The organism is Arthrobacter sp. E3, assembly GCF_017353415.1.
In the GTDB taxonomy this organism is placed as follows: domain Bacteria; phylum Actinomycetota; class Actinomycetes; order Actinomycetales; family Micrococcaceae; genus Specibacter.
Genome location: NZ_JAFMPX010000040.1, coordinates 12881 through 29758, shown reverse-complemented (window position 1 = coordinate 29758; position 16878 = coordinate 12881). Strand labels below are relative to the sequence as shown.

General features: G+C 59.4%; 17 protein-coding genes, 1 pseudogene and 1 riboswitch. Of the genes and pseudogenes, 10 read left to right on the top strand and 8 right to left on the bottom strand.

The features are described 5' to 3' along the window. Positions 1-432: 432 nt before the first annotated feature. The gene (locus JMA46_RS14370; RefSeq protein WP_207346033.1) at positions 433-1197 is read right to left on the bottom strand and encodes a C1 family peptidase; all 765 of its coding nucleotides are present in this window, start codon (positions 1195-1197) and stop codon (positions 433-435) included. 130 nt (positions 1198-1327) lie between these two features. After that, on the bottom strand, positions 1328-2707 hold the full coding sequence (locus JMA46_RS14365) for a PLP-dependent aminotransferase family protein (protein ID WP_207346032.1): 1380 nt from the start codon (positions 2705-2707) through the stop codon (positions 1328-1330). Between the two features lie 110 nt (positions 2708-2817). Between JMA46_RS14365 and arfB the strand changes: the two genes are divergently transcribed. The 3 genes from arfB (at position 2818) to JMA46_RS14350 (ending at position 6173) form a co-directional block, all read left to right on the top strand. Next, a complete protein-coding gene (arfB, locus tag JMA46_RS14360; RefSeq protein WP_207346031.1) occupies positions 2818-3240 on the top strand; it encodes an alternative ribosome rescue aminoacyl-tRNA hydrolase ArfB in 423 nt (140 codons plus the stop codon). A gap of 149 nt (positions 3241-3389) precedes the next feature. After that, a complete protein-coding gene (locus tag JMA46_RS14355; protein ID WP_247647331.1) occupies positions 3390-4514 on the top strand; it encodes an AI-2E family transporter in 1125 nt (374 codons plus the stop codon). Positions 4515-4565: 51 nt separating this feature from the next. Beyond that, positions 4566-6173, top strand: coding sequence for an FMN-binding glutamate synthase family protein (locus JMA46_RS14350; RefSeq protein ID WP_207346029.1), 1608 nt, complete (start codon positions 4566-4568; stop codon positions 6171-6173). Here the strand turns inward: JMA46_RS14350 and JMA46_RS14345 are convergent. Together JMA46_RS14345 and JMA46_RS14340 are read right to left on the bottom strand one after the other, a co-directional pair. Beyond that, complete coding sequence (locus tag JMA46_RS14345) at positions 6170-6373, bottom strand: DUF2945 domain-containing protein (RefSeq protein ID WP_207346028.1); 204 nt, start codon at positions 6371-6373, stop codon at positions 6170-6172. The two genes, JMA46_RS14350 and JMA46_RS14345, sit on opposite strands and share 4 nt — an antisense overlap. Positions 6374-6424: 51 nt before the next feature. Then, positions 6425-7018 carry a DUF892 family protein gene (locus tag JMA46_RS14340; RefSeq protein WP_207346027.1) on the bottom strand — a complete coding sequence of 198 codons (594 nt, stop codon included), beginning with the start codon at positions 7016-7018 and terminating at the stop codon, positions 6425-6427. Between the two features lie 525 nt (positions 7019-7543). Here JMA46_RS14340 and JMA46_RS14335 point away from each other — a divergent pair. Then, positions 7544-7996, top strand: coding sequence for a PPC domain-containing DNA-binding protein (locus JMA46_RS14335; RefSeq protein WP_207346026.1), 453 nt, complete (start codon positions 7544-7546; stop codon positions 7994-7996). A 152-nt stretch (positions 7997-8148) separates the two neighbouring features. Here the strand turns inward: JMA46_RS14335 and JMA46_RS14330 are convergent, their stop codons facing one another. The 4 genes and pseudogenes from JMA46_RS14330 to JMA46_RS14315 all read right to left on the bottom strand — a co-directional run bounded on the left by JMA46_RS14330 (position 8149) and on the right by JMA46_RS14315 (position 11249). After that, a complete protein-coding gene (locus JMA46_RS14330; RefSeq protein ID WP_207346025.1) occupies positions 8149-8418 on the bottom strand; it encodes a GlsB/YeaQ/YmgE family stress response membrane protein in 270 nt (89 codons plus the stop codon). Positions 8419-8523: 105 nt separating this feature from the next. After that, positions 8524-9084: a DNA starvation/stationary phase protection protein gene (locus JMA46_RS14325; protein ID WP_207346024.1), complete on the bottom strand. Its 561-nt coding sequence runs from the start codon at positions 9082-9084 to the stop codon at positions 8524-8526. A gap of 96 nt (positions 9085-9180) precedes the next feature. After that, positions 9181-10545, bottom strand: a pseudogene (locus JMA46_RS14320) (LLM class flavin-dependent oxidoreductase). Continuing rightward, complete coding sequence (locus JMA46_RS14315; RefSeq protein ID WP_207346023.1) at positions 10485-11249, bottom strand: 3-oxoacyl-ACP reductase; 765 nt, start codon at positions 11247-11249, stop codon at positions 10485-10487. Before JMA46_RS14315 ends, JMA46_RS14320 begins: the two are co-directional and overlap by 61 nt. A 70-nt stretch (positions 11250-11319) precedes the next feature. Then, positions 11320-11413: riboswitch (TPP riboswitch) on the bottom strand. 112 nt (positions 11414-11525) lie between these two features. Between JMA46_RS14315 and JMA46_RS14310 the strand changes: the two genes are divergently transcribed. The 6 genes from JMA46_RS14310 (at position 11526) to JMA46_RS14285 (ending at position 16872) form a co-directional block, all read left to right on the top strand. After that, the gene (locus tag JMA46_RS14310; RefSeq protein ID WP_207346022.1) at positions 11526-11996 is read left to right on the top strand and encodes a pyridoxamine 5'-phosphate oxidase family protein; all 471 of its coding nucleotides are present in this window, start codon (positions 11526-11528) and stop codon (positions 11994-11996) included. 23 nt (positions 11997-12019) lie between these two features. Continuing rightward, entirely contained in the window at positions 12020-13024 is a 1005-nt protein-coding gene (locus JMA46_RS14305) for an FAD/NAD(P)-binding oxidoreductase (protein ID WP_207346021.1), read from the top strand. 213 nt (positions 13025-13237) lie between these two features. After that, complete coding sequence (locus JMA46_RS14300) at positions 13238-13888, top strand: ABC transporter permease (RefSeq protein WP_207346020.1); 651 nt, start codon at positions 13238-13240, stop codon at positions 13886-13888. After that, positions 13875-15101 carry an ATP-binding cassette domain-containing protein gene (locus JMA46_RS14295; RefSeq protein ID WP_207346019.1) on the top strand — a complete coding sequence of 409 codons (1227 nt, stop codon included), beginning with the start codon at positions 13875-13877 and terminating at the stop codon, positions 15099-15101. The genes JMA46_RS14300 and JMA46_RS14295 overlap by 14 nt, the downstream gene beginning before the upstream one ends. Next, a complete protein-coding gene (locus JMA46_RS14290) occupies positions 15098-15859 on the top strand; it encodes an ABC transporter permease (RefSeq protein WP_207346018.1) in 762 nt (253 codons plus the stop codon). Before JMA46_RS14295 ends, JMA46_RS14290 begins: the two co-directional genes overlap by 4 nt. Then, complete coding sequence (locus JMA46_RS14285) at positions 15856-16872, top strand: glycine betaine ABC transporter substrate-binding protein (protein WP_207346017.1); 1017 nt, start codon at positions 15856-15858, stop codon at positions 16870-16872. Before JMA46_RS14290 ends, JMA46_RS14285 begins: the two co-directional genes overlap by 4 nt. The last annotated feature ends 6 nt before the right edge of the window (positions 16873-16878 follow it).

The window sequence follows — 16878 nt, the reverse complement described above, 5'->3', positions numbered from 1 at the left end:
AAGGAATATCCATACCCCAATTCTCCCAGCACCAGCACGGAATCCCTGTTAATCCACCGGCGTTTTAACCCCTTTTTAGGCCACTACCTGATCCCTGCCGTTCCCGACTACTGACCCATGCACCTAGCCGCTATGCGCCGGCGGCACTGGAAGGATTTGGACTGATTTCGGCACTGGCAGCCTTGTTTGTGGCCCAGTTGTTCCCCGATGGACTGAGCATCAATGGTCTACTTACTTGGGTCCTGGCAGCTCTGATCGTATGGGTGGTTACCACGCTGGGCGTCTGGCTGCTTCCATTCATCTTCCTGAAGAAGCGTCTTGCCAGACGCGCTGCGGAGCGCGCGGCGCCCCGAAAAACTTCGTGAACAAGCACCTGCCTAGGTGAGTCGCCAGACAGGCGGGGCGCCGCCGTCGTGCTTCAGCGCCCGTTTCCTAGCTGGTGCTCTTCACCGTCCAAAAGTCGCTGGACAGGGCACTACTGAGCAGGTACGAGTACGGCATGGTGCCGTAGCCCGCCTTCCCCCAACTTTCGCCCCATGAATTGCGGAACGTGAAGCGCTGTTGGGCCTCATCGTAACCGACCGCCACCACACAATGGCCGCCCAGCACGCTCTCGGTCGCGGCTGGCATCGGAACCACACCGGTGCTGGCAACCTGTGGGCTTTCGAAGCTGTCATAGACCGTGAAGCCAAAGACGATCGGGTATCCAGATGCCAGGCACCCCTTGAGCTGGCTGAGTGTTTGGCCAACCCTGGAGTAGACGATGGCGCACTGCTTCTTAGCCGCCTCATAGCAGTCGGCTGGCGGTTTGAGTGTGAACTTCGTGATGTCATAAGGCCACAGTGTTTCATCGCAGACGCCGGTGACGGCAACCGTTTTGATGCCATCGCGAATCTGCGCCCCGGCGTCGGATTCAACTGAACCTTCGATGACACGTTCGTTGTAATAAATGAAAAGGCGCGACGGCACTGAAGTGTCTTTCAGGCCCTCCTTCAGCGCATCGAACTGAATCGCCCCGGCCACACCGTTGCCAGTGCACGAGCCCAGATGGCCCTGGTCGTACACGGGCGGACACTTCGGGACGAGGTCGACGGCGGGAGGCAGTTTTGCTTGGACGGCATGTGACGCTGCGAAGAGAAAGTCGCGCTGATCCGGTAGATCTCGGATCCATCCGTACCGAGAATTGGTTCTGGCCATGATGACTCCTCCTTCACCACGCCGTGGTCCCCATGGGCCTTGAACAGAATGGCTTAGTTTCAGATTCCTCCGGACCTGGAGATACGTCAATAGTCCTGAGTCGCCTTGTCACAGCCCGCGCCGGTCACGCTCAGAGCAGCGTCGCGATCCGGCGCACACCGGCCTGGATTTGCGGAATCGACGCGGCGCTGTAGGTGAGGCGCACGTACGGAGCAGGCGGCTCGTCCACGTAGTAGTGCTTTCCGTCGCCGATCAGTACCCCGGCAGCTTGGGCGGCTGAAGTGAAGGCCGTGGTGTCGCTGCCATCAGGGAGGCGCACCCACAAGTGGATGCCGCCGGTAGGGATGACCAGCCGCGCTCCAGACATCGTGACACTAATTTCGGCAACCATGGCGTCGCGTCGTTCGCGCAAGCCTGTGCGCAGGCGTTTTATGTGCCTGGGCCAGGCCCCGGAGCTCAACAGTCCAAGAGCGATCTCCTGGGTGAGTGGGGGCACGCACATGTCATCGGCAATGCGGGCGGTACGCAACCGCTCCCCGGCAGGGCCCCTGGCTGCCAGAGCTCCGATACGTAGTCCTGGTGCTGCCGGTTTTGTGAGGGTGGAAATGGAGACCACATGCCCGTCGGGGTCTTGGGTGAACAGCGGCAACGGTGGCTTTCCTTCAAGGGAGAGATGCCTGGCCCAATCATCTTCAATGATGAATGCGCCATGCCGTTTGGCCAAGGCAAGAACCTCAATACGGCGTTCCGGGCTCAGAATCGTGCCACTCGGATTGGCGTAGCAGGGCTGGAGATAGATGAGCTTGGCGTGCGTGCGCTCAAGAGCGTCGGCGAGCTTGTCAGGAAGAATACCGTGCGCGTCGGAGGGCACGGCTGCTATGTGAAGCCCGGCGGCTTGGGCGGCCAGGGTAGCTCCCGGATAGCTGGGGCTTTCGGTGATGACGGTGGTGCCGGGGTCGGCCAGCGTGCGCATGGCAAAAACCAGCGACTGCTGCCCGCCGGGCATGATGAGCATATCCTCGGCCTCAGCCTCCAAACCTGCAGCAAAAGCCTGGCGAAGTTCGTGCAGACCCGTGGGCGGGGCCATGGTCCAGGCGCGGTGGCTCTTCGCGCAGCGGGCGCCGAGCGTGCGCAATTCATCGAAGGGCTGCAGCTCCGGCGCCAGGTACCCCCACGAGAGCTGCACCTGCCCCGTCGCGCCGTTGCCACCCGCCCTTCCTGCACGATTCGCATCGACGCGGGTTCGACCCAAGGCCGAGGACTGCCACGCATAGTCTGGTTCAGGCTGCTGGGTGTCGCTGCGGCCGGCAACAAATGTGCCGCGTCCGGGCTCCGCGCGCAGGACACCGAGGGCTGAGAGCGAGGTGATGGCTTGGGAGATGGTGGCTGCACTGGCCCCATGGGTTCGGGTCAGCTCACGGACCGATGGCAACTTCTCCCCCACCTGCATGGCGCTGGCCTGTTGTTTCAGCGTGCGCGCAATCAGGGCAGCCCTGTTATCTAGAGTCATATAAACAGTGGATAACGTTACAGTCAGGGTGTCAAAAATATTACCGTGGGTTGAGCAGGCAGTGCCGCGGGAAACAGGGGTAGCGGACTGGTTTGTGGGATGCTTGGGGAATGGATCTTGAGGTATCGCCCGCGCTCACGATACCGGCCGCAGAGCTCCAGTGGAGGTTTTCGCGCTCTTCAGGGCCGGGCGGTCAACATGTCAACACCTCGGACAGCCGGGTTGAGCTTTCGTGGAGCATCGAAGCTTCTGCCGTCCTCAGCGAGGAACAGAGAGCACTGTTGATGGATCGGCTGGAACGTCGCCTCATTGACGGGACCATCACCATAGCGTCTTCGGAACAGCGCTCGCAGCTGCGCAACCGCGAGATTGCCTTGGCCAAGTTGGCCGAACTCGTTGTCTCGGCCCTGGCACCAGCTGCCGCACCACGCCGCAAGTCCAAGCCATCGCGTGGCTCGAAGATGCGGCACCGGGCCGCCAAGGAACAACGCTCGGCAACAAAACAACAACGACGCCGTCCCGCAGCAGAGTAGCAGTTACAACGCCGTGCGAGGTTCCCGCCAAGCACCACGAGTTGCGGCCCTGAACTATTGCGCCACTGATGACCATGGCGCAAAATGAAAATGACATCTTGGGAGGTCGCACAATGCCGGAACAATCCGCGAAGAGTCGCGCTAGAAGTCTGGCAGAAGGGCTCCCTGCTATTTGGGGCGACGGCCTTGGCCGGTCGGCTATTCGTGCTCTTCAGACACTCCTGGTTCTCGCGCTAGTCGCCGTGGTTATTTGGGCTGTCACCCGGGTACCTTTGGTTGTCACACCGGTTCTTTTGGCGCTGATTCTTGCATCGGCGATCGGGCCATTGGTCCGCTGGCTCGACAGGCGCCATTGGCCACGGGCTTTGGCAGTGTTAACGTCCTTCGTGGCTATCTTGGCCGTGTTCAGCGGCGTCATAGTGGGAGTCGTTTTTCTGATCAGATCACAGTCAAAGGGTCTAGTTCGCCAGGCCGACGTTGGCATAGACCGGCTGCACCAGTTGCTCAATGGCGGCCCCTTCCCCGTAAGCGACGCACAGATTGAATCCTTCCGTGATGCGGCGCAAAAGTTTATTCTGAGCACCACCTTTGGCTCTGAAGCCTTGACTGGCATTCGCGTCGCCGGCGAGATCACTGTTGGCGCAATCCTTATGGCCGTCATTTTGTTCTTCTTCCTCAAAGATGGGGCGAAGATACGCGCTTTTCTTTTCAGCTTCCTCCCGGCAGGTCAACGCGAAAAGGCCTTTGTGGCGGCGGACCATGGTGCAATCGTCTTGGGTGGGTATGTGCGGGGCACAGCGTTGATTGCACTTACGGATGCGCTGATCATTGGACTGGCCCTGGCCATCATGGGCGTCCCCTTGGCGCTGCCATTGGCCCTCTTCGTTTTTATTGGTGGCTTCATTCCCATAGTGGGTGCCACGGCCGCTGGAACATTGGCAGTCGTGGTGGCTTTGGTCTTCAACGGTCCCGTCCCTGCGCTCGTGGTGCTCTTGGTCCTTATAGGGGCAAACCAGCTCGAACACCACGTCCTGCAGCCCTTGCTGATGGGCAAGGTTCTACGAATTCATGGGCTTGTCATCCTCCTAGCGCTCGCAGCGGGTACCACGTTGGCGGGCCTGGTGGGTGCCTTGTTGGCGGTTCCGCTGACTGCCGTGGGTTGGTCGATCGTCAAGACCTGGACCGGCCGCGATGACCCACCGGCAGAATCAGCAGAACCGGCAGAACCGCCCGAGGATACTGCCAACACGGAAGTTTCCGCCAAGCCGCAGTGATGTTGCAGCTGACCTCTTTCGCGCAGGATTCCACTGGTCTACGCTGAGGGCATGCTCAGGCTGGTGATGGTTTCCGTGTTGGTTTTCTTGACGGCCGTGTCGGTGGCACTTCTGCTCCTTTTCAGTTCGGGGTGGTGGGTGGCCGTACTGATCTTTGGCGCGCTAATGATCCTGGCCATCGCCGACGCCTCGCAGAAGAAACACTCGATCCTGCGCAACTACCCGGTGATCGGGCACATGCGTTTCGCACTGGAATACATCCGTCCCGAACTCCAGCAGTACTTCATTGAACGCAACTATGACGGCCGGCCCTTCGACCGGGACACCCGATCGCTGATCTACGAACGAGCCAAGGGGACCAACCAAGAGCAGGCATTCGGAACCGAACGAGACGTCAACCAAGTGGGATATGAATACTTGGTGCATTCGACGGCGCCCTTGGAACCCCCGGCAGACCCACCCACCGTTCGCGTCGGAGGGCCCGACTGCACCCAGCCCTACGAGATGGCGTTGCTGAACGTCTCCGCCATGAGTTTTGGTGCGCTCTCCGCCAATGCGGTTCTGGCCATGAACAAGGGCGCGGCCATGGGCGGCTTCGCCCAAGACACGGGCGAGGGCGGCCTTACCGAATACCATCTGCGCAATGGGGGTGACTTGGTATGGGAGATCGGCAGTGGCTACTTCGGAACGCGCACCAAGGATGGGCAGTTTGATCCGACGATGTTCGCCGACAAGGCGGCCCTTCCCTCCGTTAAGTGCCTATCACTGAAACTCAGCCAAGGTGCCAAGCCGGGCATTGGCGGAGTCCTTCCTGCTGGGAAGGTCACGGCAGAGATCGCCAAGGCACGCAATGTTCCAGAAGGCGTCAAGTGCGTCAGCCCGTCCGCCCATCAAGTCTTCTCCACCCCGCGCGGCCTTATCCAGTTCATGGCCACCATGCGCGAGCTCGCGCAGGGGAAACCTGTGGGGTTCAAATTGTGTGTGGGCTCAAGAACCGACGTGTTGGCCATCTGCAAAGCCATGCTCTCCCAAGGGGTCACGCCTGACTTCATTATTGTGGATGGTTCCGAAGGCGGCACAGGAGCGGCCCCCATGGAGTATGAAGACCACATGGGAACGCCTCTGACGGAAGGGCTCATGCTTGTCCACAACGCGTTGGTGGGGACCGGGTTGCGTGATCGTGTTCGCTTGGGCGCATCTGGAAAGGTCGCCACCGGCACCGACATCATCAAACGCATGATCCAAGGCGCGGACTACACGAATGCCGCCCGTGCCATGATGATGGCCACCGGCTGTATCCAAGCCCAACGCTGCCACACGAACCACTGCCCCGTAGGCGTCACCACCCAAGACCCGCACCGGGCACGTGCACTGGACGTGGAGGACAAAAGCCGTCGCGTGCAGAGGTTCCAGGAAGCAACGGTCAGTGAGGCTATGCGCATGATTGCCTCCATAGGTGCCACGGGTCCAAACGACCTGAGCCCCGTCATGTTGCGGCGCCGGATCGGGCACATGAACACAAAATCCTATGCGGAACTCTACAACTGGATGTCTCCCGGGCAGCTGCTCGCCGAGGCGCCACCGGAATGGGCGCAAGACTGGGCCAGCGCAGACCCTGATTCGTTCTCCATCCATCACGGCCTCAGCGGCAGGAACTAGATCTTGTGCAGTGCTGAACCCTTGTGCATGGCAATGTGATCAGTTTTGTCACTCTTAATTTCATACTGGGGGTCATCTTTGCTGCACCGGCGAGTATGACCCTTGTAGTCGACGTCGGCCGTGTGGACCTTGGTGATCTTCCCCTTGACCATTCCAGCCTCTGAATTCCATTCCACATGGTCACCTACTGAGAATTTCATCCTCTGGCCTCCTACTCCATTATTCCTTGGACTCGTTGTTGTCAGGCTGGCCTAAATTGTGCCAGGTGGCATGAATCGCGGCACCTTCACTGCGGGCGTGGGCACGGCGCCTGCGCCGTCTTCAGCGTGAGACTCCTCAACCCTGGATTCTTGTTCCTCGGCATCTATCCGGGCGATGCGGTCAGCTGCCGCCTTGATTTGCTCGATAGCGGCCTTTTCCTGTTCCAAGTTCTGGTTCAACAACTCCGCGATACCGGTTGCGCCGCTGGCCTTGGCGAGGACGAGGAGCGATTCATACACGCCCGTTTCATAGTGCTCGGCCTCCAGCGCCGCTGCAAGCACGACGGCGTCCACGAGCATGTCGTCCGTCTTGCCAATGGCGGACCTGGCTTCCTTGACGAGACCTTTGGTGGTCGGTGATGGCACGCGTTTCGGTTCTTCACTCAACAGGACGAAGCAGTTGTGCAGGTTCTCAATTTGTCGGCGTGTTTCCGCTGCATGTTCATTGAAATGTTCCTTGAGCTCACTCCTCATGGCCGCATGCTCCAAAACATCGAGTAAGTCCAAGGAATCATGTTCCATGGTCAAGGCGGAGCCGAGCTTGAAATGGAAGATTTCCTGAAGAGTGGTGAAGTGTTCAGACATGATCTAACCTCCGCGCTGGAGTCGGGCAAAGTGTTGTATCTTCTTGTGACTCTAGCGAGGGCTGGAGAGAATATCCATCCTCCGAACGGGCAGTCTTGGTTCAGCTTCCCGATTCACTTCTGCACGCGACGCCACCCAAGATTATGGACGCACCACCGTGGGATCGTTAACATGGGTCTTGAGTGGACATCTGCGACTGCGGATGACACGAACGCAGTTCCAATGGCACATGATCATGAGACGTCTACGAGAGGCAATAGAGATGAATGACCACAAGCCCGTTGAGCCGGAGCCCTTTGTTCCGGAACCGTTCCCTGAAACGCCGCATCCCGATTCACCCGTGGATCCCACTGAACCCCATGATCCGTCCGGGCCCTTCCCGCCTATTCCAGAGCCCAACAGCCCCAGCCACCCGGATCCATTCCTGCCCCCAATTCCGCCAGTGATTTAGTCCAGCGCCCCTGCAGTTCTGCCACAGCTGAAATAGCACTGCTGACACCACCAACGAGGAGAACGGACTCCCGCATGAAATGGACACTATTGCACGAACATCACGGACTTCGAAGTTTTTTGCTGGTCTTGGACAAAGGTGAAGAGGCGCATGCGGCGATCACCGCGTTTGCGTCGGAGCAGGACATCAATGCTGCAAGTCTTAGCGCGATTGGGGCTGCAAGCAGTGCCACATTGGGATACTTTGATCCGGAGACCAGCAGCTATCTCGACACCGAATTCAACGAACAGATGGAGTTGGCGTCCTGCTTAGGTGATATTGCAGACGACCATGGCAAGCCCGCACTGCACGCCCACATTGTGCTGGGACGGCGAGACTATTCTGCGGTGGCCGGTCACTTGCAAAAACTCCACGTCTTTCCGACCATGGAGATCATCTTGACCGAATCTCCAGCGCACCTGCGCAAACGTATGGACGATGCGACAGGACTGGCCTTAATCGACCCCAGCCGTTCCCACGGCGGTTAGCGCTCATCATTCATCACAAATGCGCGGATGGAGCTGCACGGGTGGCACCCGATAAAGCTCACTTAACAGCTGAGGGCCGGAACCATAATGGTTCCGGCCCCAGCAAGTAGTGAGGTTTGGCGTGTCTGCAAGGACCGCCGCAGCTCAGCAGCTTATGCGTTGGACTTGGAACGTCCGGTGATAGCTCCGTAGATGCCAGCGACAACCAGACCGCCAACAATGGCCAACAGCCAGGAGCCGATGCTCCAGAACGTCATTTCTCCCTTGTTGAAGAGGAGATCTCCGATCCAGCCGCCAACAACGGCACCAACGACGCCAAGAATGAGACTGGTAATCCAGCCTCCGCCAACGCGGCCAGGCATGATTGCCTTAACAATGGCACCGACGATCAAGCCGAGGATAATCCATCCAATAAATCCCATGATTCCTCCTGAGTGTGATCCAACATTTGCACTATTTATTCAATATGAAACTGTATCGAATTTCAAATTGCACACTGGGCTACCGCCCGGTACGTCGAAAGCCTACTACTTGCCAGCTGCCGCAGAAGGACTATCCGCCGCGGAGTTTTCGTGGTGTAGATTCCCTGCGCCATCTTCCAAGTGTGCACGCATAAACCATTGGAATAGCTCAAGTTTGGCAGTCTGGTCAATCAGCATATCTTCGGTAATCGGATCAATCTCACCGACGGCTGCAATGGCATCGCGGTGACTGGAAACGACGCCGTCGTAGACGTCGTCCAAAGCTGTCAGGTGGACGCTGGTTGAGGCACGACCAGGCGTGTAGTCCTCCCACGTGCGCTCCTTGACGAGTGCACCGGGGAGTCCATTCGGTGAAACACCGAGAGTAGCCATGCGCTCAGCGGTTTTGTCGATCATGGCGCGGACCAATTCTATTTGGGGATCCAGCATTTCATGCACCCCAATAAAGTCACGGCCCACAACATTCCAATGTGCGTGCTTCAAGGTGAGCTGGAGATCGTTCAACGCATGTAAACGGCCCTGCAGGATGGCAGCCACTGCGTGCCCGTCCTTGAGCGACAGGCCGGGAACTGTATATTCAGCGTTGGAAGACTTCTTGGAAACCATGTGAGCTCCTCTCAATTCAATGCGGTCATTCATTCTTTGACCAACTCCGTTTTCCACGATAACTACTGTCTCTAGTTATTTCCAGCCGGACGCTCCTCACGCAGCGGGCTGCAGATGCTCCCGCAGCATGCTGCCTTCATAGCGTGTTCTAAACAAGCCACGTCGCTGAAGCACGGGAACAACCCGGTCAACGAATTCCTCCAGTGATCCGGGCAGAACCGGGGGCATTAGGTTGAACCCGTCGGCGCCGCCATGAACAAACCACTGCTCTATCCCGTCAGCTACATCCTCGGGGGTGCCCACCATGGTGCAATGGCCGCCGCCAGCGGCCAGCCGGCCCAAAAGCTGACGAACCGTGGGCTTTTCAGTTTCCACTATCCGCAAGATGGTGGCGTACCTTCCGGCCGGACCGGTGAAGCTCAATGCCGGAGCCAACTCCGGCACTGGCTGATCCAGTTCCCAGTCACTGCAGTCTCTTTGGATGAAACGCCCCAGTTGGGCCAGCGAGTTTTCCACGGGAAGGTAGCCGTCAGCGGCCGCTTGTGCGGCTGCGGCTGCCTTCTTGGTGCTCCCTATATACGTGACCAGTCCCGGCATGATGAGGACTTGCTCAGGGTTCCGGCCCGCCCGGCCAATCCGCGCCTTCACGTCACCGTAATATTCCTGCGCGCTGGGGAGGTCGTACGCCACAGCGTAGATCCCTTCAGCATATTTGGCTGCCAGATCACGGCCAGGAGCCGACGCGCCCGCTTGAAACAAAACGGGACGCCCTTGTGGCGAGCGAGGCACGTTTAGCCGCCCGTCAACGCGAAAATATTCGCCTTCGTGCATGATCGGGCGGATCTTCTCGGGGTTGGCATATTTGCCGCCCGGATCTGCAAGAACCGCGTCGCCATCTCATGAATCCCACAACCCGTGGGCCACGGCAATGAACTCTTCAGCCCGTTCGTAGCGTTGCTGATGCGGGGGCAGTGCAGGCATCCCGTAGTTCTTGGCCTCCGCGTCAAACATGGACGTGACAACGTTCCAGCCCACCCGGCCACCACTGATGTGGTCCAGGGATGCGAGCATGCGGGCTGTGGGGAAAGGCTGGTAAAAGGAAGCGGAAATGGTGCAGATTAGGCCGATCTTGTCCGTGTGCCCGGCCTTGGCAGACAGCAGTGTCAGTGGTTCCAGATTCCACAACGGCCCATTCTCCACATCGCCTACGGCGTGGCCGTCGGCCAGGAACACTGCATCAAAAAGTCCCCGTTCAGCGACCTGGGCCAACTGCTGGTAGTAGTCCACGCCCAAACGTTCGCGTGGGTTGGTCGCAGCCTGCCGCCAAGCCGCGTTGTGGTGGCCAAAGCCGTGAATGAACGCGTTGAAATGTAACTTTCGAGAGCGATCCTGCGGTGCCACTAGTTCATCACCAGGCCGCCGTCGACCACCAGATTCTGACCGGTGACACAGCGTGCCCATGGAGAAGCGAAGAAGAGCACCGAATCGGCAAGTTCCTCCGGTGAGGTGACCCTGCGCAGCGGTGTGTTGGCCGCGATGTAGTCGAAAACCTCAGGCGGCGTGGCTGCGCTGGCATCGGTAGTGCGCAACAGCCCGCCGGAGACCATGTTCACCGTGATGTTCTCCGGGCCCAAGTCCACCGCCAGTGTCCTGGTCAACGCCAGCAAAGCTGCCTTGGAAGCCGTGTAGTCGTGGTAAGGGACAACCGGGTTTTGAAACAGGCTCGTACCAATGTTCACCACTCGGCCAAATCCGGCGCTGCGCATTCCCGGTAGGGCAAGTTGGATCGAGTTCAACGCCCCGCGGACACTACCGGAGAACTGCGCATCAAATTCGGCCCAGTCCAACTCCCCCGGTTTGCTGCGGCCGTCCCCGTTGAAGGAAAAGTCAGCCAGGGCGTTATTGACCACCGTGGTTACCGGCGCACCAAAGTGTTGGTGCGCCGCCGCCAGCAATCCTTGGACTTGTTCCGGGTCAGTGACATCAGCTTGCAAGGCCACTGCCCGTTCAGGCCCGGCCGTGGCCGCAATTTCCCCGGCCGCACCTGCACTGTTGCGGTAGTTGATGACAACTCTTGCGCCTTCTTCTAGGAAGGCATTCACCACGGCGGCACCCAATCCACGCGCGCCGCCGGTCACCAAAACAATTTGATCAGTAATTTTCACAATATTCTCCACCTTTTGAAGGCCAAGAGATGACGCGTGGACCAGCACTCCACCGAGGTAGCAGTCCTGGAAACAAGTCGCTTGACATCCCTTCGCTAGTACTAACTAGATCAGGTTCTACGGGTCTTCTCTCAGCCCTTTCGAGGGCACCCCGTGTCACTAACTGCCACTATAGCCAGAAGATCACCCAACGGTTCAAAAGGTGAAGATTTAGGCCGTTTGGGTAGGGTCGGAACGCCCTACCCGAACTGGTGCAAAGCTACTAGGCTCAAAGACATGAATGACACACCAGCAAAGTCAGCGACTGAAGTCTTGCCGTCCCACGAATGCTGGGGCCTGCTCCGGGGAGTCTCGGTCGGCCGGCTCGCCGTATGGCTGGAGGACCACCCGGAGATCTTCCCTGTCAACTTCACCGTCGACCACGGAACCATTGTGTTCCGCACGGCACCCGGCAGCAAACTCAAAGGCGCCATGGGCCCTGCCCCCGTCGCCTTTGAGGCCGACGGCGTGGATGCGGACACCGGGGTCGCCTGGAGCGTCGTGGTGAAAGGCTCCGCAGCTGCGCTGGAATCAACCGGCGATGTTCTGGACAGCTTCGCGCTCTCTTTGTTCCCTTGGCAGCGGGGACGCAAGGACACCTTCGTTCGCATCGTGCCCACGGAGATCACCGGCCGCAGATTCAAGGTCGCCCAGCCTGCTGAATGGTGGACGGCGCAGTCCGATGCCACCCAGAGCAGCCCGGAATAGACGAACAACGAAGGGGCAGCCGCATGTGCGCACATGTGCTTGTATTGGGAGCTGGCTTCGGCGGGCTGGAACTGACGGCGAGTCTCGCCGAACGCTTCGGTGATGACATCGAGATAACCCTCATCGACCAAAACGAGCACTTCGTGTTCGGGTTCTCCAAGCTCGACGTCATGTTCGGGAAGGAAACAGCTGAGGAAGTCAGCCACCCCTACAGTCGGCTGTGCAAACCCGGCGTTGATTTTGTGCGCGCCACAATCCTGTCCCTTGACCCGGACACGAAACAGGTGGTCACTGACGCAGGCACCTACACAGGCGACTATCTCGTCGTCGCACTTGGAGCGGACCTCGATCCGGCGGCAACTCCCGGGCTGCTCGAAGCCGGCCATGAATACTACACAAACTCCGGTGCCTTCGCTGTGCGGGAAGTCCTTGACAGATTCGACGGCGGCCGGGTGGTTGTCGGTGTTGCATCCACACCGTTCAAATGTCCGCCAGCGCCCAGCGAGACAGCATTGCTGCTCCATGAGTATCTGCGTGCCCGCGGGCTGCGGGAGCGTTCCGAGATTGCCTTGGTCATGCCGCTACCCACTCCTGTCCCACCGGTTCCGGCCGCTTCCGATGCCCTGATCGCTGCCTTCGCAGAGCGCGGCATTGAATGGCACCCGCACCGAACCATCTCGCGCCTGGACCCGGAGAAGAAGGAACTCGTGTTTGCCGATGACTCGACGATGGCGTTTGACCTGTTCCTTGGGGTGCCTAAACATGTGGTGCCGCCGGTCGTGGCAGCATCCGGAATGGCTGTGGACGGCTGGATCCCCGTGAACGCCCTGACTCTTGAAACCACGTACTCCGATGTCTTTGCCATTGGAGATGTCACCAGTGTGGGAACAGCAAGGCGGGAGTGTTCTCCGAAGGCCAGGCAGTGGTTGTCGCCGACCTCATCGCCGCGCGTATCACCTCCACCGACGGCTCGCTCAACTATGACGGCAATGGAATTTGCTATGTCGAATTCGGCAGTGGCAGCGTAGCGCGGGTCGACGTTACCTTTGCTGGAGGCAAGCCCCCCTTCGGCAGTTTTGAGACGGCGACGGAGGCAATCTCCGCGGAAAAAGACGAGTTCGGCGCGTCCCGCCTGAGCCGTTGGATCGGAAACGCCTGACCCTGGCACGTGATTGCCGACCCCTTGCGGGGCTGTCCCAAGAGGGCTACCGTTGCAGACACTCAACGGGAAGGGCAGCACGATGTGGTGGAACTTCGTCGTTGACCGATGGCCGCAGGTCTGGTTTGGCTCTTGGCAGCACTTCTCACTGGTGGCGCAATCCCTCATCCTAGCCACGCTCATCGCGTTGCTGATCGCTTTTGTTGTGTATGGCAGCCCCAAGCTCAGTTCCGTTGCCAACGGGGTTTCCGCCGTCGGACTGACAATCCCCTCGTTCGCCTTGATCGGCATCCTCATCGTCCCGTTCGGGTTCGGCGTCACCCCGTCAGTAATTGTCGTGACATTCTTTGCAATCCTCCCCATCCTGCGCAACGCAGTCGTGGGACTTCAGGGAATCGACCGTGCCATCGTGGAGTCGGCCCGCGGCATCGGCATGGGGCGCATGCGCACCTTGCTCACCATCGAATTTCCACTGGCATGGCCCATCATTCTGACGGGAGTGCGCATTTCAGCGCAAATGGTCATGGGAGTTGCCGCCGTGACTGCATACGCACTGGGGCCCGGGCTGGGCGGTTTCATTTTCTCCGGCCTGTCGCGTCTCGGCGGCGCCAACGCGATCGAAAGCGTGTGGGTCGGGGTTGTCGGCGTCGTCATCCTCGCTTTGATCCTGGATCTTCTTCTCGTCGGCCTCGGCCGCCTAACCATTTCGCGAGGTATCCGTGTCGGAAAATAGTAGCCCACCGAGTGAGATTCCCGCCTCGAGCCGCATCCTGCTCGATCAGGTCACCAAGCGTTATCCGGGACAAAGCAAGCCTGCTGTCGACGGAATTACGCTCGAAATTCCGGCTGGCAAAATGGTGATGCTCGTCGGCCCCTCCGGCTGCGGCAAAACGACCACATTGAAAATGATCAACCGGTTGATCGAGCCCACCGAGGGCCGCATCATGCTCGGTGACGAAGACGTCACGAACATTGACGGGGACCAATTGCGGCGGCGGATGGGTTACGTCATACAGGCAGGCGGACTGTTTCCGCACATGAGCGTCGCCGCCAACATCGCGATCGTGCCAAAGATGCTCGGCTGGTCTAAAGACCGGATCCAAACCCGGGTCGATGAGTTGCTCGAGCTGGTCTCGCTGGAGCCGGATCAGTACAGGGACCGCTTTCCACGGGAACTCTCTGGAGGCCAACAGCAGCGGGTTGGCGTTGCCCGTGCGCTGGCCGCCGATCCCCCCGTGCTGCTCATGGACGAACCGTTCGGTGCAGTTGACCCGATTACACGCCAGCGGCTGCAGGATGAGTTGATAAGAATCCAGGAAGAGGTGCAAAAGACCATCGTCTTCGTCACCCACGACTTTGACGAAGCCGTGAAGCTGGGCGACTGGATCGTGATCTTCTCCGAAGGTGCCCACATTGTCCAGTACGACACCCCGGAGAGGATCCTCAACGCCCCCGCGAACTCCTTCGTGGAAGATTTCATCGGTGCCGGTGCTGGACTCAAACAACTCACGCTAAACCGTGTCCGGGATGTTGAACTGGCCCCGGCCATCACAGGGTCCCCTGGGGAGAAGGCCGCAGACGTGCTCTCCCGCATCAAGGAAGCCGGGCACGGTCACGCCGTCATCCTCGATGCGCATAAACGGCCACTCAGCTGGTTGTCCCGGCGCCAGCTGTCCCGTCTTGATGTCATCCCGGCGACGCAAGATCACAATCTGCCCGCAGTCATCGAAGGCTCCACCTTGAGCGATGCGCTCGACACCATGCTGGTCTCAAGCGCCGGGGCCGCGCTCGTCACCGGCCGCCGGAAGGCATTTGTAGGCGTCATTACCGTCGAAGTCGTCATGGAGGCCATCACTCGTTCACGCAAGGCGTCATCCCTAGCCAACGGCGATTCCCCTGTCGGCACCAACACCGGCTCCATCGGGGTGCAGGGCGGCACGGAATGAGCGACGTTCTCCGTCCGATTACTTCCAAGCCGACGGCGGCGTGGAAAGGCATGCTCATCCAGCCCATCGCCGTACTGCTCATTCTGGCCGCCTACATTGTGTGGCTGAGCGTGGCGAACCTGTCCCCTACTGAACGGGCAACACTTAATCCCGGTGATCTGATGGCCTACACCGGCCAACACCTTGCGCTGACATTTGTCTCCTCGGCCATTGTGCTGGTGGGTGCCATTCCCTTGGGCGTGTTGTTGACACGGCGTCCGTTGGTTCGGATCAGCGGCGTGGTCTTGGCGATCGCGAATTTTGGGCAGGCAGCCCCAGCCATCGGATTGGTTGTTTTACTCGCGTTCTGGCTTGGCTTCGGTTTTTGGGCTGCCGTAGTCGCCCTCGTCGTCTACGCGGCCTTGCCGGTGCTGCGAAACACCATGGTGGGCATACAGGCGGTGGACGCCCGGTTGGTGGAGTCTGCCCGCGGCATGGGCATGAGTTCCCTAGCCGTGTTAATGCGTGTCGAATTGCCCTTGGCAGTGCCCGTGATGCTCTCGGGGATCCGCACGGCGCTTGTGCTCGTCGTCGGCTCGGCAACTTTGGCAACATTCATCGGTGCCGGCGGGCTCGGGCTGTTGATCACCACCGGCGTGAACTTGTTCCTTCCCAGCGTGCTGATTTCCGGTGCATTGCTGGTCGCGTTACTCGCCCTGCTTATCGATTGGATCGGCCGCGTCGTTGAATACTATGCAAGTCCGAAGGGGCTCCGATGAAACGCCTCGAACGCTCCAAAACACACGGTGTCCAAAGGCTGGCACTGCTTTGCGCAGCCTTGGCCTGTGTGCTGGTTCTGGCGGGGTGCGGGCTTCAACCGGCGACGGCGTTCGTCCCGGCTGTTGCGCCCGGTTCCATCCAAGCCATAGACGGCCTTCCCGCAGACGCCTCCATCACGGTCACCTCCAAAAATTACACCGAAGCACTCATCCTCGGCAAGATGGCTGTTCTCGCCACCAAGGCTGCCGGTTTCAACGTCACTGACAAGTCCAATGTTCCAGGCAGCGTGGCAGTGCGTGAGCTCATGCTCAATGGTGGGGCGGACGTGGTGTGGGACTACACCGGGACGGCTTGGCTCACCTATCTAGGCCATAAGGAAGGAATCCCGGATCCTGAAAAGCAATTCATTGCGGTACGGGATGAGGACAAGGCAAACGGCCTTACCTGGTTGACGCCGGCAGCACTGAACAACACCTATGCGCTTGCTGTGCGTGCCGATGCCGTCCAGGAACTCGGTGGCATCACCAAACTCTCACAGATCAAGGACCTTCCCGTGGCTGAGCGGACGTTCTGTGTGGAGTCGGAATTCAATTCCCGCCCTGATGGTTTCAAGCCCATGCTCAGAACGTACGGCCTCACATTGGGTGCCGCGGACGGCGTGCCTGAAGGCAACGTCAAGATCCTGGACACCGGCACCGTCTACGAAGCAACCTCACGCGGAGTCTGCAATTTTGGGGAAGTCTTCACTACTGACGGACGAATCCTTTCCCTCAATCTGGACGTGTTGGAAGATGACAAGATGTTCTTCCCGGCCTACAACGTGGCTCCGGTATTCAGGACCGAAGTCCTTGCGAAGTACCCGCAGCTGGCGGCCATCTTCGAGCAGATCTCCGACAAGTTGACCAATGCGCAGCAGCAGAAGTTGAACTTGAAGGTCGACGTCGATGGGCAGGAACCTGCCGAGGTCGCCTTCGAATGGATGAAGGAAGAAGGCCTCATCACCGCCCCCTGACAGCTC

Bases quoted from the DNA above. Each gene is read 5' to 3' on its own strand.
- JMA46_RS14330 (WP_207346025.1), bottom strand. From the start codon at position 8,418: ATGGGATTTATTGGATGGATTATCCTCGGCTTGATCGTCGGTGCCATT.
- JMA46_RS14370 (WP_207346033.1), bottom strand. From the start codon at position 1,197: ATGGCCAGAACCAATTCTCGGTACGGATGGATCCGAGATCTACCGGAT.
- JMA46_RS14290 (WP_207346018.1), top strand. From the start codon at position 15,098: ATGAGCGACGTTCTCCGTCCGATTACTTCCAAGCCGACGGCGGCGTGG.
- JMA46_RS14305 (WP_207346021.1), top strand. From the start codon at position 12,020: ATGTGCGCACATGTGCTTGTATTGGGAGCTGGCTTCGGCGGGCTGGAA.
- JMA46_RS14310 (WP_207346022.1), top strand. From the start codon at position 11,526: ATGAATGACACACCAGCAAAGTCAGCGACTGAAGTCTTGCCGTCCCAC.
- JMA46_RS14300 (WP_207346020.1), top strand. From the start codon at position 13,238: ATGTGGTGGAACTTCGTCGTTGACCGATGGCCGCAGGTCTGGTTTGGC.
- JMA46_RS14285 (WP_207346017.1), top strand. From the start codon at position 15,856: ATGAAACGCCTCGAACGCTCCAAAACACACGGTGTCCAAAGGCTGGCA.
- JMA46_RS14345 (WP_207346028.1), bottom strand. From the start codon at position 6,373: ATGAAATTCTCAGTAGGTGACCATGTGGAATGGAATTCAGAGGCTGGA.
- JMA46_RS14365 (WP_207346032.1), bottom strand. From the start codon at position 2,707: ATGACTCTAGATAACAGGGCTGCCCTGATTGCGCGCACGCTGAAACAA.
- JMA46_RS14335 (WP_207346026.1), top strand. From the start codon at position 7,544: ATGAAATGGACACTATTGCACGAACATCACGGACTTCGAAGTTTTTTG.
- JMA46_RS14325 (WP_207346024.1), bottom strand. From the start codon at position 9,084: ATGGTTTCCAAGAAGTCTTCCAACGCTGAATATACAGTTCCCGGCCTG.
- JMA46_RS14350 (WP_207346029.1), top strand. From the start codon at position 4,566: ATGCTCAGGCTGGTGATGGTTTCCGTGTTGGTTTTCTTGACGGCCGTG.
- JMA46_RS14340 (WP_207346027.1), bottom strand. From the start codon at position 7,018: ATGTCTGAACACTTCACCACTCTTCAGGAAATCTTCCATTTCAAGCTC.
- arfB (WP_207346031.1), top strand. From the start codon at position 2,818: ATGGATCTTGAGGTATCGCCCGCGCTCACGATACCGGCCGCAGAGCTC.